Origin of the sequence: Rhodococcus sp. BP-349 (assembly GCF_019835845.1) — a bacterium.
In the GTDB taxonomy this organism is placed as follows: domain Bacteria; phylum Actinomycetota; class Actinomycetes; order Mycobacteriales; family Mycobacteriaceae; genus Rhodococcoides.
Window position 1 is genome coordinate 646,312 of sequence record NZ_JABUDR010000001.1, and the last position, 24,651, is coordinate 670,962.

At 69.0% G+C, this 24,651-nt stretch carries 23 protein-coding genes; 2 read left to right on the forward strand and 21 right to left on the reverse strand.

Going from position 1 to position 24,651, the window contains the following annotated elements:
- Window positions 1–5: 5 nt before the first annotated feature.
- The 4 genes from HQ325_RS03090 to HQ325_RS03105 all read right to left on the reverse strand — a co-directional run bounded on the left by HQ325_RS03090 (window position 6) and on the right by HQ325_RS03105 (window position 2,544).
- Window positions 6–281 carry a hypothetical protein gene (locus tag HQ325_RS03090; RefSeq protein ID WP_222626654.1) on the reverse strand — a complete coding sequence of 92 codons (276 nt, stop codon included), beginning with the start codon at window positions 279–281 and terminating at the stop codon, window positions 6–8.
- Between the two features lie 89 nt (window positions 282–370).
- Complete coding sequence (locus HQ325_RS03095; RefSeq protein WP_308014236.1) at window positions 371–1,375, reverse strand: CHAT domain-containing protein; 1,005 nt, start codon at window positions 1,373–1,375, stop codon at window positions 371–373.
- 165 nt (window positions 1,376–1,540) lie between these two features.
- A complete protein-coding gene (locus HQ325_RS03100; protein WP_222626656.1) occupies window positions 1,541–2,158 on the reverse strand; it encodes a hypothetical protein in 618 nt (205 codons plus the stop codon).
- A 17-nt stretch (window positions 2,159–2,175) separates the two neighbouring features.
- Window positions 2,176–2,544: a hypothetical protein gene (locus HQ325_RS03105; protein WP_222626657.1), complete on the reverse strand. Its 369-nt coding sequence runs from the start codon at window positions 2,542–2,544 to the stop codon at window positions 2,176–2,178.
- A gap of 331 nt (window positions 2,545–2,875) precedes the next feature.
- On the opposite strand from HQ325_RS03105, the gene mobF reads away from it, so the two are divergent.
- On the forward strand, window positions 2,876–7,600 hold the full coding sequence (mobF, locus tag HQ325_RS03110; RefSeq protein ID WP_222626658.1) for a MobF family relaxase: 4,725 nt from the start codon (window positions 2,876–2,878) through the stop codon (window positions 7,598–7,600).
- A gap of 9 nt (window positions 7,601–7,609) precedes the next feature.
- Here mobF and HQ325_RS03115 read toward each other — a convergent pair whose 3' ends face one another.
- Window positions 7,610–7,885, reverse strand: a complete 276-nt coding sequence (locus HQ325_RS03115) for a hypothetical protein (protein ID WP_222626659.1) — start codon at window positions 7,883–7,885, stop codon at window positions 7,610–7,612.
- 189 nt (window positions 7,886–8,074) lie between these two features.
- Between HQ325_RS03115 and HQ325_RS03120 the strand changes: the two genes are divergently transcribed.
- Complete coding sequence (locus HQ325_RS03120) at window positions 8,075–8,320, forward strand: hypothetical protein (protein WP_222626660.1); 246 nt, start codon at window positions 8,075–8,077, stop codon at window positions 8,318–8,320.
- A 63-nt stretch (window positions 8,321–8,383) separates the two neighbouring features.
- Here the strand turns inward: HQ325_RS03120 and HQ325_RS03125 are convergent, their stop codons facing one another.
- The 16 genes from HQ325_RS03125 to HQ325_RS03200 form a co-directional block, all read right to left on the reverse strand.
- Window positions 8,384–8,857, reverse strand: a complete 474-nt coding sequence (locus HQ325_RS03125; protein ID WP_222626661.1) for a hypothetical protein — start codon at window positions 8,855–8,857, stop codon at window positions 8,384–8,386.
- Window positions 8,854–10,764: a type IV secretory system conjugative DNA transfer family protein gene (locus HQ325_RS03130; RefSeq protein WP_222626662.1), complete on the reverse strand. Its 1,911-nt coding sequence runs from the start codon at window positions 10,762–10,764 to the stop codon at window positions 8,854–8,856. Before HQ325_RS03130 ends, HQ325_RS03125 begins: the two co-directional genes overlap by 4 nt.
- Window positions 10,765–11,180: 416 nt before the next feature.
- Entirely contained in the window at window positions 11,181–12,338 is a 1,158-nt protein-coding gene (locus tag HQ325_RS03135; RefSeq protein ID WP_222626663.1) for a DUF11 domain-containing protein, read from the reverse strand.
- A gap of 52 nt (window positions 12,339–12,390) precedes the next feature.
- Complete coding sequence (locus tag HQ325_RS03140; RefSeq protein WP_222626664.1) at window positions 12,391–12,966, reverse strand: hypothetical protein; 576 nt, start codon at window positions 12,964–12,966, stop codon at window positions 12,391–12,393.
- A 17-nt stretch (window positions 12,967–12,983) separates the two neighbouring features.
- Window positions 12,984–14,630, reverse strand: a complete 1,647-nt coding sequence (locus tag HQ325_RS03145; protein WP_222626665.1) for a peptidoglycan DD-metalloendopeptidase family protein — start codon at window positions 14,628–14,630, stop codon at window positions 12,984–12,986.
- Window positions 14,627–14,953 carry a hypothetical protein gene (locus tag HQ325_RS03150; RefSeq protein WP_042575825.1) on the reverse strand — a complete coding sequence of 109 codons (327 nt, stop codon included), beginning with the start codon at window positions 14,951–14,953 and terminating at the stop codon, window positions 14,627–14,629. The genes HQ325_RS03145 and HQ325_RS03150 overlap by 4 nt, the downstream gene beginning before the upstream one ends.
- A complete protein-coding gene (locus tag HQ325_RS03155; RefSeq protein WP_261777637.1) occupies window positions 14,954–16,771 on the reverse strand; it encodes an ATP/GTP-binding protein in 1,818 nt (605 codons plus the stop codon).
- Window positions 16,772–16,850: 79 nt separating this feature from the next.
- Complete coding sequence (locus tag HQ325_RS03160) at window positions 16,851–18,350, reverse strand: SCO6880 family protein (protein WP_222626666.1); 1,500 nt, start codon at window positions 18,348–18,350, stop codon at window positions 16,851–16,853.
- Complete coding sequence (locus tag HQ325_RS03165; protein WP_222626667.1) at window positions 18,347–19,861, reverse strand: hypothetical protein; 1,515 nt, start codon at window positions 19,859–19,861, stop codon at window positions 18,347–18,349. The genes HQ325_RS03160 and HQ325_RS03165 overlap by 4 nt, the downstream gene beginning before the upstream one ends.
- Window positions 19,858–20,694, reverse strand: coding sequence for a hypothetical protein (locus HQ325_RS03170; protein WP_222626668.1), 837 nt, complete (start codon window positions 20,692–20,694; stop codon window positions 19,858–19,860). Before HQ325_RS03170 ends, HQ325_RS03165 begins: the two co-directional genes overlap by 4 nt.
- Entirely contained in the window at window positions 20,691–21,326 is a 636-nt protein-coding gene (locus HQ325_RS03175) for a hypothetical protein (RefSeq protein WP_222626669.1), read from the reverse strand. The genes HQ325_RS03170 and HQ325_RS03175 overlap by 4 nt, the downstream gene beginning before the upstream one ends.
- Before the next feature lie 41 nt (window positions 21,327–21,367).
- On the reverse strand, window positions 21,368–21,652 hold the full coding sequence (locus tag HQ325_RS03180; RefSeq protein WP_222626670.1) for a hypothetical protein: 285 nt from the start codon (window positions 21,650–21,652) through the stop codon (window positions 21,368–21,370).
- On the reverse strand, window positions 21,649–21,927 hold the full coding sequence (locus tag HQ325_RS03185) for a hypothetical protein (protein WP_222626671.1): 279 nt from the start codon (window positions 21,925–21,927) through the stop codon (window positions 21,649–21,651). Before HQ325_RS03185 ends, HQ325_RS03180 begins: the two co-directional genes overlap by 4 nt.
- A gap of 29 nt (window positions 21,928–21,956) precedes the next feature.
- Window positions 21,957–22,250: a hypothetical protein gene (locus HQ325_RS03190; RefSeq protein ID WP_222626672.1), complete on the reverse strand. Its 294-nt coding sequence runs from the start codon at window positions 22,248–22,250 to the stop codon at window positions 21,957–21,959.
- A gap of 40 nt (window positions 22,251–22,290) precedes the next feature.
- Window positions 22,291–22,935: a DUF6668 family protein gene (locus tag HQ325_RS03195; protein WP_222626673.1), complete on the reverse strand. Its 645-nt coding sequence runs from the start codon at window positions 22,933–22,935 to the stop codon at window positions 22,291–22,293.
- Between the two features lie 29 nt (window positions 22,936–22,964).
- Window positions 22,965–24,626 carry a cutinase family protein gene (locus HQ325_RS03200; RefSeq protein ID WP_222626674.1) on the reverse strand — a complete coding sequence of 554 codons (1,662 nt, stop codon included), beginning with the start codon at window positions 24,624–24,626 and terminating at the stop codon, window positions 22,965–22,967.
- Between the last annotated feature and the right edge of the window lie 25 nt (window positions 24,627–24,651).

Sequence of the window (24,651 nt, forward strand, 5' to 3'; positions counted from 1 at the left end):
CCGGGTCAGTAGTAGCGGCGCGGGTAGACCCCTCGGCTGCCGTTGCCGACTGACCCGCCGAGCAATGCCAGCGGGATCATGAACGCGAACACCACAGCGATGAGCGCGAACACAGCGGCCCCTGCGACGAGCGCGGCGATGACGGCACCGACGACGGTGATGGTGCCGAGCCAGATGATCGCACCGGCGACCCATGCGAGCGGCCCGGTGCGATGTTCGGCGACGTACTTGATCCCGAGGATGAGCAGTCCGCCGCCGGCCAGTGCCAGTGGTGTGAGCATGGTGAGTCCTCCCGGTCGGGAAGTGCACCACCAGGTGCGGCGCACGTGTCGTGACCCGCTGTCTACACCGGGGGTGCGACAGCGTCAGGTCAGGAATCGGTTTCGCTCACGAGGAACGCATCGGCCGCGTCCAGGTCGTCGGCAGCCCGAAGGACGACGATGTCGGGGTCGAGCCCAGCCATCTCGAGTTGCACGAGACCGGCCGCATGAGCCGACGCGATGGACTGACCGTTGGCGATCGAGGCGTAGAAGCGAGCGGCGTAGATGATGGCATCGCTGTCCCCGATCTCGTCGGTCATCCCCACAGCGAAAGGGACCAATCCTCCGATGAGCGCGTCGAGATGCGCAGCTGAGTCGCACGAGTTCAGGACGACGAGAGTCGGTGGCTCGTCTGTCGCCTGCATGGCGCGCGCGAACGCAGTTCCAGCGACCATTGTCCCGTCGTGGGGTGCGTCCTCGTCGTCCTCGAAAGCAAGGATGCTGTTGTTGCTGTGCCCCGAGAAATGAACGACGTGTGGACGGAACTGACTGATCCCATCGAGGAGGTCGTCGGTCGTTGCAGCTGGCCGAGGCTGCAGTTCGATCAGATCACGGTGGTTCGCGTTGCGCACTGCCGCGGCAATGCGTTTGTGCTCGCGTCCGATGCGCAGACCCTCCTCGCCGGCTTCTGCGCCCTTGCTGTCCGCACCCAGCAACAACACGCGCAGTTTCTCGGGCTTGGGTTCGGGGAGGGACCGAGCAGACGTCGTCGCATCGTGTTGCGCCTGTCGGGCAACTGCTTCCGCGGCGGCGATCCGGCGCTCGTATTCGTCGCGCTCCGCAGCGTGCGCGCGCTCGACGCGCTTGTCCTCCGTCTTCTGCTTCTGCTCGGCGGCCTTACGTTCTGACGTCTCGGCGGTGGCCAGTCGTGTCCGGATCCTGGCTTCGTCCTTCCTCAAGCTCGCAGCTTTCGCGTCCGCCGTTGCCGCATCCTTGCTCGACTTCATGGCGTCTTTGTCGCGCCTCTCCGCTTCCGAGGTCTTCGATTTCGCAGTCATCGCGCTGGTCGTTTTAGCGGCGTCCAAGCGTGCCTTGGTCGCCGCGGCCGACGCCACGGACGCCTTCGCCCGGTGTTTTCCCGAGTCGGTTTCGGCGTCCTCACGCGCCTTGATCTTGCGTTCCAGTTCACGCCGAATCTGATCTGCACTCACGAGCCCCACCTCCAGAACCGACCGTTCGATTTGACCGGTCGACGCCAGACTAAATGAGACCTACGACACCTAGAACAGCGTTGCCATGCCGTCGCCGGTGCGGTCTGTTCCAGTGACCGCGGCGCGTAGCCGGTCGGCGTCGTACCCGTGCGCGAGTGCGTCGCGGATGGCGAGTGCGCGACCGTAGCGGCCGCGCGGATCGGCGTACGCCGGTGTCGGTCCGAGGTGTCGGCCGGTGGCGACGGCGTAGGCGAGGTTGCCTGCTTGCGTGCCGAGCTTGAGGTGCCCGTCTCCGACGCGCACGCACAACGTCTCGTTGCAGTCGTGTTCTCCGACGACGTCGGGGCCGAGGTCGCCGTGCGCGAGGATCAGCGCGAACCGGTGTGCACCGATGGTGCGCTGGACGCCGCCGTCGAGGAAGTTGATGCGCCCGTACCCGTCTGGGTTGGACACGGCCCCGACGAAGAAATGGCACCCCGGAGTGACGACCACTTTGGAGCGGAACCGCTCGATCGTCGCCGCCGACGGGGGAGCGGCCAGAGGTGTCCCGCGGTGAGAGCTGCGCGCCGGCGGTGCGGCGACGCCGGCGAAGCCGGGTAGGAGTAGTTGACCGTCGGCCGGTGGCAGACCGGGCAGGGCGAGTTGACCGGGCACCGGGTCGTGCAACGCCGGATCGGGGGGAGGCATTTGCACCCGCAGTGGTGCTAGACCGCCGACTCGGACGAGTCGGAAGCGTCGGCGGTGCGCGGCAGACAGTCAGTGCTCGACGTCGCCGCGGCGTCGTCGTCGGGCGCCGGGTCCGGCGCGGTGAGCACGGCGAGCAGCGTGCGCGCTTCGCCGAGGGTGAGGCCGGCCAGCGCGGCGGCCGCGGTGAGCGTTCCCTCCCGCTGACGGATCGCGGCGAGAGCGCCGGCCTGGCGGCGGCGGGCAGCCTCGATCTCTTCGGCTGCGGTGAAGAACTCGGTGAGCGAGTCCATGTTCGCCTTGTCGCGTTCGGCGCGGGCGGCGAGGACTTTGCGCTGTGCGTCGCGTGCGCGGGTGCGCGCCGCGACGCGGGCCGATGTGGACGCCATGCCGGTCACCCTAGCCGCAATCGCCACTTGCCCGCCGATTCCTAACACAACCCCCACCCGTGTCGACGTTCCGCTCCGCTGTCGACCCAGAGACCACCATTCCTCCCTCGTCGTCACCCAGCATCGCGTTCCTCGCCCCAACCAGACCCCACACACCATTTGCTCTTGCAGAGCGCCTGCGGCACTATCGGACTGTGCATCCCCGGTCGATCGACCCTCTCGCAGGGGGCCTGACGTGCCCTGAACGGGTCGCTGAGCGGCGGGTTTTCACCCCGGCAGGACGCCCCGCAGGGGCACCGATCCAGGGCGCCAGGGGCGGTGGTCTGCGGTGATGACGCTGCACCGCCTGCACGCGGGCGACGGATACACCTACCTCACGAAGCAGGTCGCGGCGTGCGATCACACCGTCACCCGTGGTCAGAACATCGCCGACTACTACACCGCCGAGGGCGCCCCTCCCGGACTGTGGGCCGGCCGCGGAGCGACCGCACTCGGTGTCGACGGTGTGGTGTCCGAGACGCAGATGAAGGCACTGTTCGGCGAAGGGCTGCACCCGGACGCGGAGGCGAACATCGCCCGCGCCGCGGTGTCGGGAGAGAACGTCGACCGCGCCGCCGCCGCGCAGCAGCTCGGTCGCCCGTTCCCCAGCTTCGAGAACAAGGTGCCCTACCTCACCGCCGTCAAGGACGCGACGGCCGCCGCGGCGAAAGACGCCGGTAAGGCGTTGTCGGCGGGGGAGCGTCAGCGTGTCCGCCTGGACGTCGCGCAGCCGTTCTTCCGCGACGCGCACGGACGCGACGGAATGCCGAAGGAGCTCACGGAGTTCATCCGCGCCCAGGAGTCGAAGGTGCGTCACCCCGTCGCCGGATACGACCTGGTGTTCACCCCGCAGAAGTCGATCAGCGCCCTGTGGGGACTCGGCGACGCGGCCGCCAAGGAAGCGGTCGAGCGTGCCCACACCGAAGCGGTGAACGAGACGTTGGAGTGGATCCAGGCCGAGGCCGGGTTCACCCGCCGCGGCAAGGGATCGACCGAGCAGGTCGAGACGGACGGGTTGGTCATTGCCCAGTTCGTGCACTACGACAACCGCACGGGGGATCCGAACCTGCACACGCACTGCGCGGTGTCGAACAAGGTCCGCACCACCGCCGACGGCAAGTGGCGCGCCCTCGATGCGCGTCCACTGCACCGCGCCGCGGTCGCCGCGGCCGCCCGCTACAACTCCCTCGTCGCGGACAAGACTGCCCGCTACGCCGGCGTGCAATTCGAGGACCGCGCCCGCGCCGACGGCAAGCGTCCGGTGCGCGAGATCGTCGGGTTCGACCAGGAACTGTTGTCGGAGTTCTCGCGCCGCGACGCGATCATGGACCGCGCGCGCGAGCTGACCGAGGAGTACCGCGCCGAGCACGGGCGCACCCCGTCGAAGGCGCAGCAGATCCGACTCGTGCAGCAGGCGACGCTCGACACCCGGTCCGGGAAAGCGCCGCCGGTGTCGCTGTCGGTGATGCGCGGTCAGTGGCGTGAACGCGCCGAGACCTTCCTCGCCGAGCGCGGCGCCGACGGCGGGGTGGACGCACTCCTCGCGTCGGTGCAATCGCCGACCGCCACGTTCGACGTCGTCACCGACATCGACGCGCAGCAGTGGGCGCAGCGCGTCATCGACCGCGTGTCCACCGCCCGGTCGACGTGGACGGAGGCGAACGTGCGCACCGTCGTCGAGGACGAGCTCTCCCGCGTCCGGTTCGCCGACCCGGCCCACGCCCGTCGCGCCGTCGAACAGGTCGCCCACGCCGCCCTGCACCGCGACTCACTGCTCCTCGACATCACCCTCGACGACCTCCCGTCCGCGCTGACGCGCGCGTCGGGGGAGTCGGTGTTCACCGACCACGGCGCATCCCGCTACTCCTGCGCAGCGGTCCTCGACGCCGAACAGCGCCTCATCGACGCCGCCCACACCCAGACGGTGTTCACCGTCTCGGCGGACGCGTTCGACGGTGCCCGCGCACGCCGCGAAGCACTCGAATCCGCCCGCACGGGCGGCGAGTTCGTGTTCAACGACGGACAGCTCGAGATGGCACGCCGACTGGCCACCGCGGAAACACTCGTCGCTGTCGGTATCGGTCCCGCCGGCACCGGGAAGACCGCCTCGATGAAACTGCTCGTCGACTCCTGGCACGAACAAGGCCGCACCGTCCTCGCGCTGGGACCGTCCGCCGCCGCCGCGACGGTGCTCGGCGAGGACGTCGGTGTACCCGGCCGCACCATCGCCTCCGTACTGCATCGGCACAGCATCGGCACCGAGACCGGTATCGACCGCGGCACCCTGATCCTCGTCGACGAAGCGGGCATGGCCTCGACCCGCGACCTCGACCAGCTCGTGGCCCTGGCCGCCGAGCGCGGCGCGGTGGTGCGCATGATCGGCGACTCCGCACAACTCAACGCCGTCGACGCGGGCGGCGCACTCGGCATGCTCGCCCGCGAGACGAATGCGCCCGAGCTCGCCGACGTGGTGCGCTTCCGCGACCCCGCGGAGGCGACCGCGTCGCTGGGGCTACGCACCGGCGACGACACGGCGATCGAGTTCTACCGCACACACGACCGGATGATCGGCGGCACGGACGACGAGCTGCGGGTGCGTCTGCTCGACGATCACCTCACCGACACCCGCGCAGGTCTGTCGTCGGTGATGCTCGCCCCCACCAACGAGCAGGTCCGCCAACTCAACACCGCCGCCCAGGCGATCCACCACACCGAAGCCGGCACGGGCGACGGAATCTCCGCGCCACTGTCGGACACCGCCCGCGCCCACGTCGGCGACGTCGTGGTCACCAGACGCAACCGCGCCGAGCTGCGCGCCACCGACGCCGCCGGCCGCCGCTTCTCCGTGCAGAACGGTGACCTGTGGACCGTCACCGGTGTCGGAGAGGACGGCAGTATCGCCGTCACCGGCAACCGGCACGGCGCGCACACCGTCCTGCCCGCCTGGTACGCCCAAGGGCACACCGAACTCGGTTACGCCCACACCATCCACCGCGCCCAAGGGCTCACCGTCGACATCGGCCGCGCACTGCTCTCCGATGCTGTGGACAGGCAGGCCGCGTACGTGGCGATGACCCGAGGGAAGGCCGGTAACTACGCCTACCTCGTCACCGACCAGCTCCCCGACCCGGACCTCGACCACGCCCCGGGGCCGGAAGCGACACCGACGACGGTGTTCGCCGGCATCCTCGCGCGCGACGGCGAAGAACGCGCCGCCGTGGAACACCTACGCGCCGGGCTGGCCCGCGCATCGGACCCGCACCGGTTCCGCGAGTACTACGACACCGCCGCCGCGAAACTCGGCGACGCCCACGCCCGCCACCTGCTCGACACGGTGCTCCCGGCCGCGATCCACACCACCGCGAAGGCGCAGCGCGGGTGGGACGCCGCCGTGGCCGGTGTCCGCGACGCCATCGCCCGCGGCGCCGACGTCGACTCCGTCATCGACGTCCTCAGCGACCGTGGGTTGCACAGCGCCAGCAACATCCCCGTCGCGATCCTCGCCCGCCTCAAGAACGTGCAGACGCCGGCGGCCTCGTCGACGGTGCCCGTGCTGCCCCCGCAGCACCAGGGAGCGGACACGGAGCTGCGCACCTTCGCCACCGCGATGGTCGCGGCGATCATCGACCCGCACGGCCCCGACGCGGTGTGGGCGACGGACCTCGACTACACCCACCCGCAGCAGCAGGCGTACCGGAACGCGGCCCTGGCGATGCAGGATGCAGCGGTGCTCGCCGCCACGAGGACCGTGCTGCCCGATCGCGTCGCCGACACCCTCGCCGACCGTGACTGGAGCGAACTGACCCGCCGCATCGTCGACACCGCGCAGGCCGTGGACGGAGCCGCGGACCGTCTCGAGCTCAGCCTCGCCCGCTTCGACACCACGGAAGCGGAAGCCGTGCGCACACTCGCACAGACCCTCGCCGTCGACACCGCCGACATCGACCTGGCGGTGTACGTCGACGAGCTGCGCGGCTACCTCGACCTGCCCGACACCCGCAGGCAGGCAGACACCAAGGCCGACACCGAGGCACCCAGGGCCGACCGGCCCGGTTCCGCAACCGAGACGGCCGATCGCTCGACGCCCATGCCCACGCCCGCCCTCGACGACCGCGGCACCCGGACCGATCCCGCTCTGCCCACGCGCGCCGACGCGGCGACGAGAGAGGTCGCAGCGGCGATGTCCCGCGACCCGCTGCGACTCCTGGCCAAGCAGGACCTCGATGCGGCGCTGGCGGACGCAGCGCGTCGCCGGGCGACACTGGACCAGCAGATGCGCCTCGCTCGTGCCGCGAAGGCCGCGGCTCTGGGTCAGCGGTCGGTCCACGCGGTGCGCGCAGAGCACGCTGCGGTATCAGCACCCGCGGCGGCGGCGGCGGCCGTGGAGAAGGCACGCGCCCGCAAGGACCAGCTCGACGCCAAGTTCGCCGCCACGGTCCGCGGGCTCGACGCCGCGCAGCAGGACCTCGCACGGGCCGGGCGGTTCGCCGGCGCGGCCAAGGCCGAAGCACGCGAGCGCATCGCCGACCTGACAGTCGAGCGTGAACAACTCAACGCCGCACGATTCGCCGCAGCGGACGACGTGCGCCGAGCGACACAGGCGGCGCCGTCCCCCGCGCAACGCGCAGCACTGATCGAGGCCGCGGCGCGATCGGAAGCCACTCTCGACGACAGGCTTGCCGCAGCCGCCGAGCGTGACCGCGCCGTCGCCGAACGAGCCGACGCCGCAGCGGTGCGAGTGGGGCGCGACCGCGAGAGTGTCGCCGCACTCGGACGCCGCCTACGTGAGGAGAGCGAACGCAGAGGCGGCCTCGACGACTCGTCGAGCCGCATCGAGCAGCAGCTCCGCCGCCCCGCGGAGGCCGAGACCATGCGAGGCACCCGTGACGGTGAGACGTACCGGGATGCCGCCCACGTCGCCGCCACACAGGCGCAGCTCGAACGCCAGCGAGCAAGTGAGCGAGCGGCCGAGGTGCAGCGCGAGCGTGCGAATCGGGGGAGCGAGCGGCAGCTCTGACCGTGGAGGTCAGGCGAGCAAGGTGTTCGGACCGATGTGAAGAACGGTGGGGACTTCGTTCTCGAGCGACCAGAGAAGCATGTAGTCGTCTTGGCCGCGTGGGTGACGCACCCGGAGTGCGAACACCTTGCCGGGGCGAATCAAGTGTCGGCGCACCTCTGCCGCTCCGGGGTCGCGTTCGATCGCATCCGCGATGGCGTCCACGGCGTCGGCCAGGCCGGGGTCACTGTCATACAGCGCGACAAGCGTCTCGTGGGCCTGGTCATCGAATTCGACTTCCGTCATCGTGCATCCCGTCGTGAAGGCGTGTGATGGTTTCACTGTAACAAATGCACCGCCGTGTCAAGCGTAACGTTGCGACAAACGCGACAGCAGCGGTACAGTTGCGGTACAGCAACCCGACCACGCGCCATCGACATCACACGTTGACATCACGCTCCACACCCCCTCACAGAGTCACGGATGGATCCCGCCATGCCCGACGTTCTCGCCGAAATCGACAACCGCAACCGCATCAGCCTCAGCCGAGTCAAGAACCTGCACGAGCGCTACTTCATCCGCGAAGAATCCGACGGCACCGTCATCCTCGAACCGGCGATCGTCATGACCGCGGCCGAGCGGGCGTATCTCGCAGATCCGGAACTGCAGAACATCGTCGACACCGCCCGGGCACACCCGGAGAATCGCAAGCCGCGCCCCCGGCGCCCGAACACCGACTGACCCCCCACAGACGACAGCGCACCCCCGGAGACTCGGGGGTGCGCTGTCGTCTGCGTAGATCGTCTATCGGGTGCCCAGGTCGTCGTAGATGAACGTGGCCGCGCCGTCGACGTCCTCGATAACCGTCGCCGGCACGTACACGCACCCATCGACGGCAGTGTGGGAGCACTCATTCCACCGGGCGGTGCCGCCCAGGCGACCCAGGACCGGCCAGCACCACATCACATGCCACGCAACGAGATCGGACCCCGGCTCACCGTTGTCGTAAGCCGCGTCGTGGGCGACCATCAACGCGGTCAGCTCCTCCACGGCCACACTGTGCCGGAACCAGCACGGCGGGATCGCGAGGTCGGCCGGCACCGGGTACCGCCGCCGGAACCACTCGACCCATACCGTCAGGCGCCCCCACAGCTCCTCCGCCCGGTCGGCGTCCAGATCGGCCCACCGATACGACACCACATCGGCGCCCTCGCCGTCGGTGTCCCCTGCGGTGGGCACCACGCCATCAAGGTCCGCGACGTCGTCGAAATCGGTCACAGCCTCGCCTCCTGTCCGTACTCTTCGTCCACGACGACTCCGTCGGCGGACGTCGGCGTGAGTACCCGCCCGGCCGCCACACTGCGCAGTGCCCATTGTTCCGACTCGGCGACGATCTCGGCGATTGCGGGATCCTCGTAGTAGCCGAGCAACGTCACCATCACCGCCTTGGAGTTGCGTCGGATGACGAGCGCGGTCTTGTCGGGCATCTCGCGGATCGCGCTCTCGGTCATGATCGGCCGCACCACCAGCGATCCTTGCCGCTGCTGGGTCATTCCCCCGTCACGTTTCTTGTCGGGAGCGTTCAGCACCAGTTCCTCGCGCTGCCCGATCAGCGTAGAGATCTCACGCAGCGCGTTGGTGTCGAGCAACCCGGGCAGCACGATCCGGGTGTTCGCCGATCCGACGAACAGGGCAGCACCCTCTCGCCCCCAGCGCTTCTCGGTCTGCGAGCGGTTATGGGTGAAGCACCACAGCGAAATCCCGCGCCCGCCGGAATCGCTCATCTTCTCCGGCAGCTCCGGAATCGGGGCAACGTTGTTGACCTCGTCGAGAAGCATCTTGAGCGGCGGGTCGATCCTGCGTGCGGGCAAGGTCTGGGAGTAATCCGAGGCGACCTTGAACACCTCCGCCGCGAGCAACGCCACGAACGGCGCGACGGACTCGTTGCCACCTTCGGAGAGCAGATACAGAGTGCCTGTGTTGGTGCGCACGAACTCCGCGACGTCGAAGGACTCCTCTGCCGGGCAGTCAACCGCGGCGAGCAGCGCGGGGGAGGCGAGCGGTTCCATGATGGACGAGAGCACCTGGACGATGGTGTCGGTGGTCTTGTCCGCACGGGAGTCGAGGATGCCGCTGAGCGCTTCGGCCCAGTCGGGTCGGTGTTCGCTCAGGATGCGCAGCGCTTCCTCGGGCGCTTTAGACGAGCACCAGCGGGCGACCGCGGTCAGGCCGAGATCGGCGAGTGCCGCGGCGTGCAGGTAGCACCGCAGCATCGTCTTGGCGCGGCCTTCGAAGAAGTCCGCACCGGTCGCGCCTTCCATCGGCCGGGCCGATACCAGCGCAACGGCCCGCCGGATCGCGACATCCGGATCCTCGCACCCTGCGACCGCGGAGAACTTGATCCGGCCCGGCCACTGCGAGATGTTCTCCGGATCGAACACGGCGATCGTGCCCTGCCGCGAACGGGGCAACCACGTCAGATAGACGATCTCGGCTTTCGTGCTGGACAGCACCAACGCCCCGGGCGCGGGAAGGGCGTTCGGAACCACAATCTGCGAGGTCTTACCCGCCTGCGCCGGCCCCTCGATCAGGTGGGAATCGGCGTGCTGAACCCACACCGGGACACCGGAGGCGTGCTCGAGGCCGAGCAGAGCGCCGTAGCGGGTCGACGGAACCGCGGTGTCGTCGCGTCCGGAGCCGCGACGACGGGTTGCTGCGCCGTCCTTCGTGAACGCGGCAGCACCGGCCAGTGTCGCGGTGTGCTCGTAGCGGGCCGAGTTCTCCTGCCCCCGAAGGCGGACGCTCTTCTCGGTCATCCCCGATCGGTGCAGGTCGGTCTTCGTTGCGAGACCTTCCGGTGTGGGCATCGGCGCGCGCGACCGACGCCGCGCCGCTACCCGCACCGCGAATCCCGCAGCGATGACGAGAACGGCAGCCAGCGCCACTGCGATGACTGTGGACGCGGGGTGCCAAACCACCTCTCCGCTCAGCAACGCGGGAATCGTGGCGAATGGGTTGTAGGAGACTTCGCCGTCGCCGCCGGCCAGGGCCGACCCCCACACCGCGGCCACCGTGACGAGCACGGCTGCGATCACGAACAATCCGAACAACCACAACGCAACGGTCGCCCATATCTCGTTGCGGTAGAGGTCGCGGACGATCACACCGTCTTTACGGCGCGTCATCGGACGGCCGCCGTCCGGGCACGTGCGAAGGAAATGACGGGAGTGAATCTCATGAGGGTCCTAACGGGAGCGTCGGAACGACACACCGCAGGTTCGGGTCACCGCGATGTTGATGCGCAGCGACACCGACCTGTGGGGCCGGGTGGACGCTCGACCGTGACCCTCATCAACGGTCGAACAACACCCACGTTAGCGCACGAGAGGCCATCTTGCGACGCACTGTCATGAGCCAGCACGAACGGCATTGCAGCGTCTCTGAGAGCGTCGGAAAGTCGAGCGGGTAAGGGCGGCGATTGTCATGCGGTCCATGCACCCTCGATGATGAACTGTGGCGTTCGTCTGCCGGTCGTTAAGGCCTTGGTGTGAACTTGGTTAGCTCGATGATCCTGTGCACGCCAGTGTTGTTTTGGCCCGGATCAGCAGGAATCAGCAACGGTCACTAAGCTCTGACCACGTTTGTTTCCGTTGTTTGTTTCCGCGGAGGAATCGATTCGCAGTTCTCCGCAGGCGCTTGAGGAAACGTCCGCTCTGTAATATAGGAACGCGTTGGCTCCTGGATTGTACGATCCAATGTTTACACCAGCCCCATTGATGCCATCACCAATGGTGAGGCCTTCTGGGTGAGACCCATTTGTGAGCGTGGAACTGCCGTTGACATAGCTTAGTTCACGAGGAAGCACGTTCTTGAGGACTACATTCTTTTGTTCGGTGCTTCCATCATTTGCGTACGCCAGTCTGATTTCGACCGAGTCGCCCGGTTGCGCTGCGATATTGCTTTGCCAACGATTTGTGCCGGCGATGCGCACAGATGATGAATAGGCGAAACTGGGCCAGTCCGCAGTGAATGAATATGTCACCGTGGCGGATGATCCGGCCTCCAGGATCGGCACACCATCTTCGTCGGAAGTGCCCACCGCGATACCTTCAGGTCCAAAGAAGGATTCGATATCCTGAATCGTCTGCACCTCCTGATCGCCTATCGACACTTTTCCCGAGTCTGGCACGTAGCGGAGTGCAACTCCCGATTCGCTGGATTTTGTGAGAATTGCCCTGTCGTACACGTCGGGCGGTAGCGAAGATGATGAGCTCGCATAACCTGTGGCGTACGCCTCGTGGTCATCGCCCGGTATCACTGAAGGGATAGTGGTTCTGACATAGGTATACTTCGATTCGAAATCTGTGGCGTCATTTCTAACAAAAATGGAAACGTCGTAGCTCTTGCCCGGTTGTATGTCGACAGAGTTGGACCACTCACCCCCCGTTTGTCTAACTAGTACGAAATTGCGCTCGTCGCCGTACTGACTGTCGACCACGGAGTTGAGTACTGATATCCCCGGACGATCAACTTCCTCGAACACGCGGCGTTTAGGCCCCCAAGTGCTGTCCGACGAATCGCCCGCGGCACCTGCGAGCGGACCGGGTGCACTGCCAGAGTCGAAGTGGTGGAAGACCGCGGTAGTACCAGCGATGAGAGCTGTGGCTAGGGCCAACACCCCAACCGCGAGACCCACTACGGCCTGCCATGGCTTTACGTGCTTCTCTACAAACGCGGCGAACCGGTTAGACCCCTCCATGCCGGTAGCTTAACCGGATGCTTTCCCGGTTTTCGGGGTACGTCGGTGCAGGTCACTGGATTATTCCGACAACAAGGTAGTTGGAGACTTTCCACTCACCAGTGATGTCATTCAGGATGACCCTGGCGGTGTAGGTGCTGTACGGGGTGGCCTGCCCGGACTGGTGCTGCACGGTCTGCGCGATGGTGACCGGCACCGTGGCGGTGTCGCCGTCGACGGTGGTGTCCCCGTCGGTCCGTACGACGGCGGTGAGGGTGTCGCCGCTGCACGCCCACGCCGCCCAGTCCGAGATGGGTTTCGGGGCCTGTGACGGCGCCTGTGCGGCGGCGGTGGCCATCGGGCCGGTGAGGTGCCCGGCCTGGGTGTGCAGGGCGTTCCAGGTGGAGTCCTGCACTGCTGGTTGCCAGGTGAACACGCCGGCCATGACGACGGTGGCGACGTCGATCGGGTCGGTTCCGACGGGGTCGATGGTGAACCCGGCGTCGGTTCCCCCGGCCGTGGGGGTGTCGTCGCTGTCGCCAGTGACCCACAGCGCGACGGCGGTGCCGACGGCGACGATCAGGACGACGGCCAGGGCGGCGAGCACGACGGCGATGGTGGGGCGTCGGCGGTGGCGGGTGTCGAACACGGGTGCTCCTTGTCGGGTCATCGGGCGAGGTCGTACTCGCCGGCGGTGGCGGTGATGGTGGTGACGTAGTTCTGCGTCTCCGCGTACGGGGGGATGCCGCCGAACTGCTGCACGGCTCCGGGTCCGGCGTTGTAGCCGGCGAGCATCAGCTCCACCGGATCACCGGTGACGGCACCGGATTCCATACCCGGGCGCAGGTCGTCGAGGACGGCGCAGTTGTACCGTCCTTGCGCCATGACCGCATCCCCGACGTCGTCCGGGTCTCCGGCTCCGGCGGGTCCGGTGACCTCACCGGTCTCGTCGTCGACGGGGAACCCGTAGGACGCCCAGGTGCCGGGTAGGAACTGGGTGTAGCCGCGTGCCCCGGCAGGACTGGTCAGGCCGGGACGAAACCCGGACTCCTGCTTGATCTGTGCAGCGAGGATGGCCGGGGAGAGTTCGCGGCACTGCGCCGCGGAGAGCGGCAGCCACTTCTCGAACTCCGGTGGGATCTGACCGGCCGCGAGGTCGGCGTGGTCGCCGATACCCGCGCCGGGTGCGGTGGTGCAGGTGCCGTTCGCCTTCGGTGCCGATCCCGCTCCACCCGGTGCGGCCCCGTATCTTTGTCCGGGTGCGGGCGGTCCGTGGCCGATGGTGGTGACGTAAACGTGGTCGAAGTGGTTCTGCGTCGGTGATCCCCTGTCCTCCATGACGTTCGGTTCACCGTCGGAGGGGATGTACTGCTGTCGCCAGATCATGTACTCGATCTGCAACACCTCGCGGTTGGCCCAGAGATAGTCCTTCACCTGATCCCCGAGAGCTTTGCCTTCCTCGGAGGACCAGCTGTCGATCATGATGTCCGCGGCACGCCCGGACGGGTGGTCGTCGAAGCCGCCGCCGTCGGCGCGCCACCCGCCGATGGTCGTGATCTGCGGGAACTTGGCGTGGACGGCGCGGGCGACGCGGACGGTGTCGACCTGGAAGTGCTCCTCCGACCCGACCGAGGCGGGGAGTGCTGCCATCTCCGCGCCATTCGATGACACGGCGACGTCCGGTGCGGCCGGGGCCGGCGGGGTGGTCGACGGCGAGCTGCCCGGCGATCCGGAACCGGCTGCCCCGGAACCGGGCTCGGCGGCCGCGGCGTAGAACGGTGCCGGGTCGACGGCGTTGCCGGGTGCCCACCCGCCGGGGTGGTACTCGAAGTGCAAGTGCGCTCCGGTGGTGTCGCCGTTGTTGCCCTCGTTCGCGATGTGTTGGCCGGCGGTGACCCGGTCTCCCACCTTGACGAGGACGCCGTCGGGGAACATGTGCCCGTAGACGGTGGAGACGACCTGGCCGCCGATGTTGTGGTCGAGGACGATCCACTGCCCGAACCCATTGGCCGCACCGGCTTTGGAGACGACACCGTCGGCGTAGGCGTAGATGGGGGTGCCGATCGGTCCGGCGAGGTCGATGCCGTTGTGCTGCGTCCCCCACCGAGGCCCGAAGCCGCTGGTGAGCTGCGCTTCGCCGGTCTTCATGGGCTTGGCGAACGATCCGGCCGGGACCCCCCCGGCCGACGGAACAGAGGCCCCTGATGGCAGGCAGTCCTCGTCGCCACTGGGGCTCAGGGTGGTGACGAACAAGACCACGAACAGTGCCGCCGCGAGGACCGCGACGAGGGCGACGATCCCGCCCTTCTTCACCGCCGCGCCCCGCTCATGACCGACTCGGCGGCCACCGAACGCGGTGAGACCGCGGCGAGCCGGTCGGTGAGTCGGCGGTTGACCGCGAGCAGCCGCTCGATCTCGGCTTCGGCGGCCCGCAGCTTCGCCACGACCTCGTCGGCGGCCGGGGCGCGGGAGGGCCCGAACTCGGTCTTGATCCACCGGTTCACGGTGTTGACGTGCGCACCGATCTGCTCGGCGATGGCGGTGACGCACTGGTCGCGGGAGGCGTAGTTGGGCCGCGAGGACCGGTAGGTGCTCAGCGCCCAGTTCCGGACGTCCGCCTCGTACCGGGGCCGCATCTACAGGTCCCCGGTTCCGGTGTGAGCGGCGACGAGATCGCCGCGATTGCCCTGGAAATACTCAGCGAAGCGGGCGTTGGTGTCGTGGACGCCGGTGTCGAGCTCGACGTCGGTGAACACCGTCTGGATCGGTATGCCGGGGGTGTTGTCCTTGGCGACCTTGATCAGAAACTTTCCCCGCCCGATCGGTGTTCGTGCGGTGCGTCGTTCCGCCGAGCGCAGCGCCGCCCCGCGGGACCACGAGGTCACCATGCTCGCTTCGGCGGGGGTGAACTTGAGCTCGCCGGAGAGTCGTTCGACCTCACCGATGGGCAGCCCCCCGCACACGACCATCCCGGCGCGGTCGATGAACCCTTTCGCAGTCTTGATGTCGGCCTCGGTGGGCAGGGTCTCGAGGTCGCGGCCGGTGTGGGTGATCATTAGCAGCCCGGCGCCGTCGGTGCGGTTGAGTCGGGAGATCTCGTTGACTCGGGCGACCATGCCGGGGCCGGCGCCGATGACCTGCCACAGCTCGTCCAGGGCGAGCAGGAACAGTCGCTGTCGGTCCAGTCCGGCGTCGGCGAGCAGGTGCGCCGCTTCGACGGTGCCGTAGGCGTCGGCCCAGCAGGAGAGCATCACGGCCGCTTTGAGGGTGGTGTCGCCGCGGTCGAGGGAGGAGACGTCGATGACGATCATGGGGGCGTCGAGGTCGAGCGGTTCGGAGGTGTGGTCGGCGAAGATGTCACCGAGAGGGCCGGAGATGAGCGCTCCGAGCGCCTGCATCAGCTCCGTGATCTGCTCCCGGTATCCGCCCCGCGTCGTCTGGTAGGCCGCGCGCTGCATCGCCGCGGACCCGGCGTCGATGCGCTCGTACAGGTCGACCAGCAGCGGGGGCCGGTCGTAGCTGAAACCGCCGTCGGAGTAGAGCTCATCGAGGGCGGTGCCGATGAGGGAGTTCTCGAACGCCTTCACCGAGTGCGTGTCGTAGCGGATCAGCTCCACAAGGGCGCACACGGCGTTGACCTGCCGGGTACGCACGGTCAGCTCGGCCGTGCCGATCAGGTCGTCGAGTTGGGCGACCCTGGCGCGGTCCCCGGCGGCCGCGGCGTCGACGCGGGCGCGGCGGATGCGGGCGACGGCCTGGCCGAGGGTGCCGGCGGCGAGCGGGTTGAGGTGCCCGCCGCCGTAGCCGAGGGTGACGACCTGGCCGCCGACGAGGTGCGCCAGCTTGACGTATTCGGCCTTGATGTCGCCGGCGACGATGGGCGTCTGCCCCCACGCGATCGCGCCGAGCAGGATCTTGCGGATCAGCGAGGACTTCCCGAGTCCGGGGAGGGAGAGGACGAACATCGACGGGTTGGCGATGTGGTTGTCGCGGAAGTAGGCGAAGGGGTCGCACGAGACGGCCTCGCCGGTGATGGCGTGCTGGCCGACGATGGTGCCCGAGGCCGGTGCGGCGGCGCCGATGGCCCAGGGGTTGAACCCGCAGACCTGCACCGAGGATGCCTCGTACTCGATGGGCGCGGGGACGGCGAGCATCCGGCCGCCGCCCGGGCCGGTGTAGCCGCGGGAGGCGGCGCGCTTGGCTCCCCGCCACCAGGGATCGCCCGTCAGTTCCTCGGTCACCTCACCGTGGGCGTTGCGCCACCGGGCCAGCCCGAGGCCGGTGCGGGTCCACCAGGCCGGTTCGTCGTCGTCGCCGTCGGCGATGCGCTGCGCCAACTGCTCGTAGTCGACGTCGGCGATCAACCAGCGCACCCCGCGAGGGAGCATCTGCAGTTGAACGTCCACCCCGGCGTCCGGATCGAGATCGTGGCGGGGACTGGTGGTGATGCTCATGGGGGACCTTCCGGTGGGAACGGCGGGGCGGGGCGGGCGAGCGAAGGCGGGCGGTGCGGACGGGGGTGGTGTGGCCAGCTCAGCTGTGCCGCACCAGCGCCGAGGTGGTGACGTGGTCGGGCAGCAGGAACCCGACGCCCAGGCCGGCGGCGAACGCGGCGTCCTGGAAGCCGTGGGCGCGGCGCAGTCCGAGGCGGGCGCGGGCGGCGAGCGATTCGATGACCGCGGCGGCGTTCGCGACGTCGGCGGGATCGGCGACGGTGATGGTCACCAGCGCCGAGTAGCGCAGTTGTCCGGCCCCGGCGACCATCTCCTTGCGGGTCTGGGAGGTGATCTCGAGGCGCTTCTCCGCTTCGGCGGAGCTGATTTTCGCTCCGCGGGAGTTGATGGCGTGCAGGGCGTCTCGGTGCTGCTTCTCGACCTTCTTGGCCGCGTCACCGGCGGAGAACGGCCGGTAGATCAGGGTGAGGCGCTTGCGGAGCAGGTCGTCGTGCGGTTGGAGCAGCGGCTTGAGGACGGTGTCGGTGAACACCGATTCCGGCGGCGCGGCCATCTCGTAGACGACGGAGACGACTCCGTCGTGCCGGTACTGCCCCCACACCGAGGAGGCGCGGCCGGGACCGGCGTCCTCCCACGCCACCCCGTGATCGAGGCCGGCGATGTCGAGTTCTTCGAAGTCGTTCTCCGTCGAGGGGTTGTACGAGCGGTGCACCGCGGCGGTGATCTCCGCCGCGGTCATCGGCTGCGCGTCGATGCCCGCCCCGGCGAGGTTGCCGTAGAGGTCCGGCAGTCGCCGCGCCAGCTCGGCCGCCATCTCCTCCGGATCGTTCTGCCGTTCCTTGGTGGTGGCGCGGAAGGTGATCGACAACCGGGCCAGGGTGCGGTGACGGCCCGACGGCATCCGCACCGACGACTGCCGCACGAACGCCGTCGACAGCTCCGGTGCGTACGGGACGACCTCACGCTCGACCAGACGGGACAGGCGCAGCCCGGTCGCGGGAATGTTCTCCACGACCACCTCGGCGCCGACGATGTCGCCCGGCAGGCCGAGGTCGGCGAGGTAGACGCCCCATTTGGCGGTGTAGAGGTCCTTCTCCCCGCGGGCGACGGCTTCGTCGCCGCCGGGGAGGCAGTCGATGACGACGGTGTACCGCTGCTTCTTGGGGTGATGGATCATCCCGAACTCGTTGCCGTGCCGGTCCATTCCGACGTAGAGCTTGGTGTGCGCCAACCACCCGGGCAGTCGATAGCGGCCACCGGGGATCGAAGAGTGCGGTCCGGCGTGGTACTCGGCGGAGCGGCTGACGCGGCTGCGGAAGAACTGCATTCTCAGGTGGCCTTTCTCGTAGAGGGAGCGCCCGCCCGGCGCGATCGCCAGCGGCGCGAGGAGCACTGCGCCGAGCGCCATGAGGGCGAGGCCGGCGGGGGCGTTGCCCCAGATCAGGACGGCGAACGCGAGGGCGAAGAAGCCGCCTGCGTAGGCGATGACCTTGTTGGAGAGCCCGAACGCGAAGGTGCTCTTGGGGCGTGTTCCGGCGGAGTAGATCGCCGGCTCTTCGTGGATCGTGGGTGCGGTCATCGTTGAATCCGTCCGTGGTAATTGCCGACTGCGCCGTCGGCGGCGGCGCCGAGGCTCCCGGCGATCTGTGCGGCCCCTCGGACGCCGGACCCGGCGGTACGCATCGCACCCGCGGCTCCGGACATGACACCGCCCGTTGCCCGTCGTCCACCGGAGGCCGCTCTCGACAGTGCGCCCGTGGGCCCGGACCGTCCCGACGAGCCGGCCGAGGCCGATCCGCCCGTGTAGCGGCCCTGCATCCCGGGGACGGGTTTCGCGCCGGTGCCCGCAGCGCCCATCCCGCCGCCTCCCCCGCCGGACGACGGCGGTGAGACGGTGCGGGCCATGCCGCCCAGTGCGCGAGCACCGGTCGCGGCGGCTCCACCCGACAGCGCCCCGCCGGCGGCGGCGAGGCCGGCGGCCTGCGATCCCCCGGCGGCGATGGTCTCCGCGGCCGGGGCGATGATCCGTACCAGCGTGGGCAGCGCGAATCCGACGATCGCCAGCAGCACCGACCCGATGATGACCGAGGACACCGGATCACCGGACGTCGCGGACTGCGCCCAGAACGCGAACAGGTACAGCAGGGTCGCGACGGGCTTGAACAGCAACGCGCCGATGGTGAAGGCGATCATCGACTTGTAGGACGAGCGGCCGGTAGCGGTCGCCGAGGATGCCGCGGCGAGCGGGATGACGGCGACGACGACGCAGAGGACGGCTTCGCGGATGAGCAGGGCGATGAGCTGGGCGACAGAGCCGAGGAAGGCGAATCCGGCGCACGCGAGGGCGAACACCGGTCCCAGGCCAGTCTTGTCGTCGAACGCGGTGATGGCGGTGATCTTCTCGTTCAGGTCCGCCCCGACGAACTCCTTCAGGGCGAACGCCGATGCGGCGTCGCCGCCCTGGTGGAGCATGAGCACCAGCACCGGCAGCAGTGAGACGGTGAAGACGGTGCGCACCAACATGTTCGCGGTCTCCGTCGCCCCCTCCATCACGGCCTGTTTGCGGGCGATGGCGAGTTTGGTCATGGCGATGACGATGGAGGCGAACAGTGCCGCGATGGTGAATCCGGAGACGATGTTGCGTAGCCCCGACATGGCCGTCTCCGCTCCGAGTCCCGGTATGCCGGTGGTCATCCAGAACGTCATCACGGTGCGGAAAGCTTGCGCGTTGCCTTCCATGACGGCTTTGGCGAAGTCGCCGACGGAGTCGCCCCAGAACGCGGAGGCGGCGGACGACGCTGCGGTGGCCACGGCTGCGCCGGGGTTGTCCTCGAACGCGTTGATCAGGCAGAAGGATTCCGGTACGAGGTTTCCGGTTGCACCGTTGATCACATCGCCGATCCACGGTGCGTCGGTCTCGGCGAGGCATTCGCGCCGATCCTGTTGGAAGGCGTTGCCCTCGTCGGCGATCCCGGTCACCGGGGCCACCGGGGGCGGGGTCGGTTCCTGAGCGGCTGCGGTGCCGGCGCCGAGGCCGAGCAGGGCGAGGAGGACGACGACTGCCGCGGTGAGCCGCGCCAGTCGCGTCACGAGAGCGTCCAGGGGGTGAATCCGGCGATGCTCGCGACGTCGGGTGTCGCGAAGACGGATCGGCCGTCGAGTCGAGCGCGCCACTCGACGCTGTCGTGGAACAGTGCCGCTCGCACCACGGTCCAGGCGGGGGTGGTGCGCCGCTGACCGTTGTCGTCGATGGGGATGGCGATCGCGAACTCGACGGAGGCGAAGTCGTCCGTGCAGCTGACGATCCGGAACGCCTCGGGGGCTGGGAACGAGGAACCGCTGAGTCCTTCACCGTCCCAGGACTGGCCGGCCGACTTCTGCGCCAGCTCGTCGGTGGCAACGGTCAGCTTCTCGTAGGCGTCCTTCGCCACCGGGCCGGGGCCGTAGACGCGGCCGATCCAGTTCCACCCGGCGAGCGCCGCACCCTGTGGGGTACGGGAGTACCCGGTGAGCACGTTGCCGTCGACACGGGTCGGTCCGTCGCTGGTGGACACCAGCGTCGGCAGTCCGACGGTCTGCTGGATCTGCACGCCGGACGGGGACGAGACAGGTCCGGCGGTGTCGCATCCGCTGCGATCGCCTGCCGGTTCCTGCGTGAGTGGTGCTCCGACAGGGTTGTTCGGGACGGTGACCTTACGGCCGAGGATGTCCACGACGGGGGTTCCGAACCCTGTGCGGCCGTTGTCGACCGAACCGGGGACGGACGGGGCCGGTGACTGCGCGGCCGTCGTCGACGGGTCGGCGGTGTCGGTGGCCGCATCGTCGTCCCCGAGGTTCGGGACCACGAGGACCAGGCCACCGATGACGGCCAGGACGACGAGGGAGGCGGCCGCGATCAGCAACCGGCGGACGAGGGTGCTCATGACGCAGCTTTCAGTTCGGTGTAACCGGCCAGGTCGTCGAGCTGGGCGGCGTCGATGTTCTCCTCGGGAGTGGGGAGCACGATCCGCCAGTCGTCGCCGACCCACTGCAGCGCGACGGGGTAGCTGTAGAGCTGCGAGTCCTCGCCGATTGTTTGTGCCACCGACACTGCGGCGGTCGCCGCGTCGGGTTCGTAGGCGGTGACGTCGAAGCCGACGAACCGCGGCACGGACTCCTGCGGCACGGTCCCGGCGACGGTGACGGCGGCCCGGGCGACCGCGAACGCGTCGCGTCCCGGGCCCGGCGCGGTGACGGTGTTGACCACCTCGGGCCAGGTGCGATCGTCGGCGACGGCGAGCGCGGTCTGCCCGTTGATCGCGGCCAGAACGGCTCCCTGCGGGGTCTTGTCGTAGCCGTGGCGGGTGACTCCGGTTCCCGTCGACGGTCCGGCACTGGGCGAGCTGGGCACGTCGACGCCCCCGACGGTGCGCCACTCGAGGTCGGCAGGTGCGGAGGCGGTGTCGATCTGTTCCTCGGCAGGCGCGTCAGTGTCGCTCGACTCCGACCCGCAGGCGGCGGCGATCAGGAGGACGGCGACGGCGGAGGTCAGGCAGGAGATGCGGGACAGTGTCACGGGCGGTGCACCTTTCGAGGAGTGGACGTGGCGGCGAGGGTTCATGCCAGGACGCTCTGGGCGAGTCCCGATGCGGAACCGATGACGGCGGCGCAGATGAGGATGCGGGCGAGGGTGGCGTCCTCGATGACCTGAGTGCCGGTGGACTTCTGCTGGTTGACGAAGACCGCTCCGCACACGAACAGCGCTGCGATGCAGACGATGATGGCGAACCACAGCAACCAGGACAGGGCGCTCATCAACGGATCCCACACCTCGGCGGGGAACGTCACCGGGCCGGTCGGCGGCTGTGCGAGCACCGCTTCAGTGGAGGCTTCGCCGATCACGGTGCGGTCCGGCTGCCGGTGGAGGTGGCGACGGCCGTCGTCTGTGCGGTGTCGATCATCCAGTCGATGCCGCCGCTGAGCGCGATGGTGGAGATGGCGACGCCGGCGATACCGCCGAACAGAGTGCCGACGGCGCGAGAGCTTCCGGACACGAGCAGGACAACACCGAACGCGATGGCGATACCGGACGCGATCAGAGTTCCGCGGGCGAGCGTGTCGAGCAGGCCCAGCGCGGAGTCGAGGACACCGGTGGCGGTGCCTTCGAGTTCGGCCACGCCCGTGCGGACGATAGCGGCGGTGGCGCTCACAGGACGAGGCCGTTGACCAGTCCGGCGGCACCGCCGATGATGACCGCTCCGACGAGACCGCCGACGAGTTTGCCGGTGGAATTGCCGCCGCCGCCGGTGATCTTCTCGTAGCCGAGCATCGCACCGCAGATCATGATTCCGGCGACGGAGGCGAAGATGCAGCCCCACATCAGCCAGGACATGAGGGTGGTGATCTTCTCGCCGAACTCGCCGTTGGGTGCCTGAGGATCGACGTCGCCGATGTTCTGGGCGAGGAACACGGTGGCGTCGGTGCGGAGTGTGGTGAGCATGGTGGGTCCTTTCGAGGCAGGTGGGTCGAACCGAGGTGGGTCAGTGCGCAGCGGCGCGGCGGGCGGCGTCGAAGGCGGTGTGACCGGCGGCGACGAGGCCGGGGTGCGGGGCGGCCGCGGAGGTCACCGACCGCATCCGGCCAGGAGGCGGTGGGTCCGGTTCGGCCGGCGACCACACCGCGAGATCGGAGTAGGTGTGCACGCGCAGGTCCGGCACCCACGGCAGATGCCACACCGCGGGTGCGGCGGACGCCACGACGTCGGCGCTGCGCCGCAGCGTCTTCGGCAACTTCCCCGGTGCGTCCGGGACCAGAGCCAGACCGAGGACGGTGCACCCACCGGTGAGACCGGCGGCCGACTGGAGCAGCAGGTCGTGGGCGGCGGCGAGCCCGGTGCGGTGGGTGCGGGCGACGACGATGACCGACCGGTACCGGTCGTGGGCCGGCCACCCACCGTGCGCATCGGCGGCGGGTGCCCAGACGCGCGCCAGAGTCGACACGCCCGCGCCGCCGTGCGCGCCGAGCAACCACATCACCGGCGCTCGCCCGACACCGGCGACCGGTTCTGTGTGGACCGGTGCCTGGCGATCGATCGGCGGGATCCGCAGACCGGCGGGGACGACGGGGGCCGATCCCGAGGTGTCGTCGCTGTAGAGCTCGTGATCGTTGATCGGCTGTGCGGCCATGTCGACGTCTCCTTCTACGGGTGAGTCGGTCACCTGGCGGCGGTCGGGGTGGCCCCGGCCGTCGTCGGCGGTGCCGGCGTGGTGGTGGTGGTGGTGCCGCTGGTGGCCGCGGACCGGCTGCTGGTCGGTGCAGCGCCGACGGCGGTCCGCGCACCCGCGGTGAGGATCTGGCCTGCGCTGCGGACGGTGTCGGGAGTGGCGAGGAGCTGGGCGCTGCGGCCGAGGACGGCCCCGACCTTGTCGGCGAGGGTGCTGTCACCGGTGAGGTCCGCGGCGAGCGCGACGATCCACCGCACCGTCAACTGCACCGGAGTCTCGCCGCGGGTGCCGACCGGGACGCTGTCGTAGGAGCCGTGTTTGACGGCGGTGTTCCAGTACGAGGTGTCGGTGACGAGCTGCGCGAGACCGGAGTTGTCGTCGATGGTGCGGGTGACTTCCTCGAACGCAACGTTCACGGCGGAGTCGATCGTCGCCGGGGGCACCAGCTCGACCGCGGCGGTACCGACCTTCGCGGCGAGGATGGCCAGTGCGGCAGGGGGGTTGGTCAAGCCGACGGCGGCGAGCTGGCCGATGGTCTCCGGGGTGATGACGTCCTTGGCGACGGTGATGGCAGCGCCGATCGCCATGCCCGCGATCTTGGTGACCGCGCTGACCGCCTCGTCGATGGCGTCGTCGTCGTCGCCGACGGTCGTCGGGTCGGAGTACTTGGCCATCTTTCCGAGCACGGTGTCGTGGGCGCTGGTGACCTCGAACTGACCGCGGTCGGTGTCGAAGTCGAGGTTGTCGTTGACCACCGAGGCGCCGGTGAGCAGTGCGGAGCGTCCGACGGCGGCGCTGACGTCGGTGAGGATGCGCACCGGGTCGCGGGTGTCCATCGAGGACTGTCCGGCGATGTTGGCGACCATCTTCGCCGCGGGAGTGTTCGCGGGGGTGTCGCACGCGAGATCACCTGCGGTGCAGTACGAGGCGACGCGGTCGGCGACTGCGCCGAAGTCTGCCTCGGCGGGGTCGGGGGCGATGCCGCCTCCGGCGGGTGGTGTCGAGGCGACGGCCGGTGCCAGCTGCACGGACTGCACCGCTGCGCCGTCGGTACCGGGGGCGGGTGCCGGACTGGCGTCACCTCCGCCGAGGACCGGTTCGCCCTGTCCGCGCGTGGGGTCGGAGAACAGTGCGCCGCCGGCGAACCGGTCGGCGTCGATGGGTCCGGTCCCGGCTCCGATCTCGCGGATGACCTCGGAGGCGATCTGACCGCCCTGGGAGTACCCGGAGACGAACACCCTGGTGCCAGGGCACTTCTCGGCGATGTCGCCGATCATGGTGGTGGCGTTGTCGACGCCGGTCTGCACGGATGTCGCGTAGGTGTCGGAGGACCGATCACCGGGCTTGCCGCCGAACGACGCCGGATACGGGACGTAGCTGCGGTCCAGCGCGGGTTCGGCGCCGGAGTTGGCATCGCGCATGGCCGGGACGGTGAGCCGGGAAAAGAACCCGGAATCGGCGTCGGGTGAGCTGTTCTCGTCGATCTCGGTGGTACCGGGGACGACGACCAGGTGCAGCGGTGCGCACCCGTCGGCGGCGGGTGCTGTCGTGGTCGGTGCGGCGTGCGCGGTCGCGGCGGCGAGCAGGGTCGCGGCGACGGCGGTGCCCGCGACGGCGACGCGAGCCGTTCTGCGGTGCGGGGCGGGGGTCATGGGTGGTGCCTCTCGTCGAGCTCGG

Coding starts and splice junctions, on each gene's coding strand:
- HQ325_RS03090 (WP_222626654.1), bottom strand. CDS start 281: ATGCTCACACCACTGGCACTGGCCGGCGGCGGACTGCTCATCCTCGGG.
- HQ325_RS03100 (WP_222626656.1), bottom strand. CDS start 2,158: ATGCCTCCCCCCGATCCGGCGTTGCACGACCCGGTGCCCGGTCAACTC.
- HQ325_RS03105 (WP_222626657.1), bottom strand. CDS start 2,544: ATGGCGTCCACATCGGCCCGCGTCGCGGCGCGCACCCGCGCACGCGAC.
- mobF (WP_222626658.1), top strand. CDS start 2,876: ATGACGCTGCACCGCCTGCACGCGGGCGACGGATACACCTACCTCACG.
- HQ325_RS03115 (WP_222626659.1), bottom strand. CDS start 7,885: ATGACGGAAGTCGAATTCGATGACCAGGCCCACGAGACGCTTGTCGCG.
- HQ325_RS03120 (WP_222626660.1), top strand. CDS start 8,075: ATGCCCGACGTTCTCGCCGAAATCGACAACCGCAACCGCATCAGCCTC.
- HQ325_RS03130 (WP_222626662.1), bottom strand. CDS start 10,764: ATGACGCGCCGTAAAGACGGTGTGATCGTCCGCGACCTCTACCGCAAC.
- HQ325_RS03135 (WP_222626663.1), bottom strand. CDS start 12,338: ATGGAGGGGTCTAACCGGTTCGCCGCGTTTGTAGAGAAGCACGTAAAG.
- HQ325_RS03150 (WP_042575825.1), bottom strand. CDS start 14,953: ATGCGGCCCCGGTACGAGGCGGACGTCCGGAACTGGGCGCTGAGCACC.
- HQ325_RS03155 (WP_261777637.1), bottom strand. CDS start 16,771: ATGAGCATCACCACCAGTCCCCGCCACGATCTCGATCCGGACGCCGGG.
- HQ325_RS03160 (WP_222626666.1), bottom strand. CDS start 18,350: ATGACCGCACCCACGATCCACGAAGAGCCGGCGATCTACTCCGCCGGA.
- HQ325_RS03170 (WP_222626668.1), bottom strand. CDS start 20,694: ATGAGCACCCTCGTCCGCCGGTTGCTGATCGCGGCCGCCTCCCTCGTC.
- HQ325_RS03190 (WP_222626672.1), bottom strand. CDS start 22,250: ATGCTCACCACACTCCGCACCGACGCCACCGTGTTCCTCGCCCAGAAC.
- HQ325_RS03195 (WP_222626673.1), bottom strand. CDS start 22,935: ATGGCCGCACAGCCGATCAACGATCACGAGCTCTACAGCGACGACACC.
- HQ325_RS03200 (WP_222626674.1), bottom strand. CDS start 24,626: ATGACCCCCGCCCCGCACCGCAGAACGGCTCGCGTCGCCGTCGCGGGC.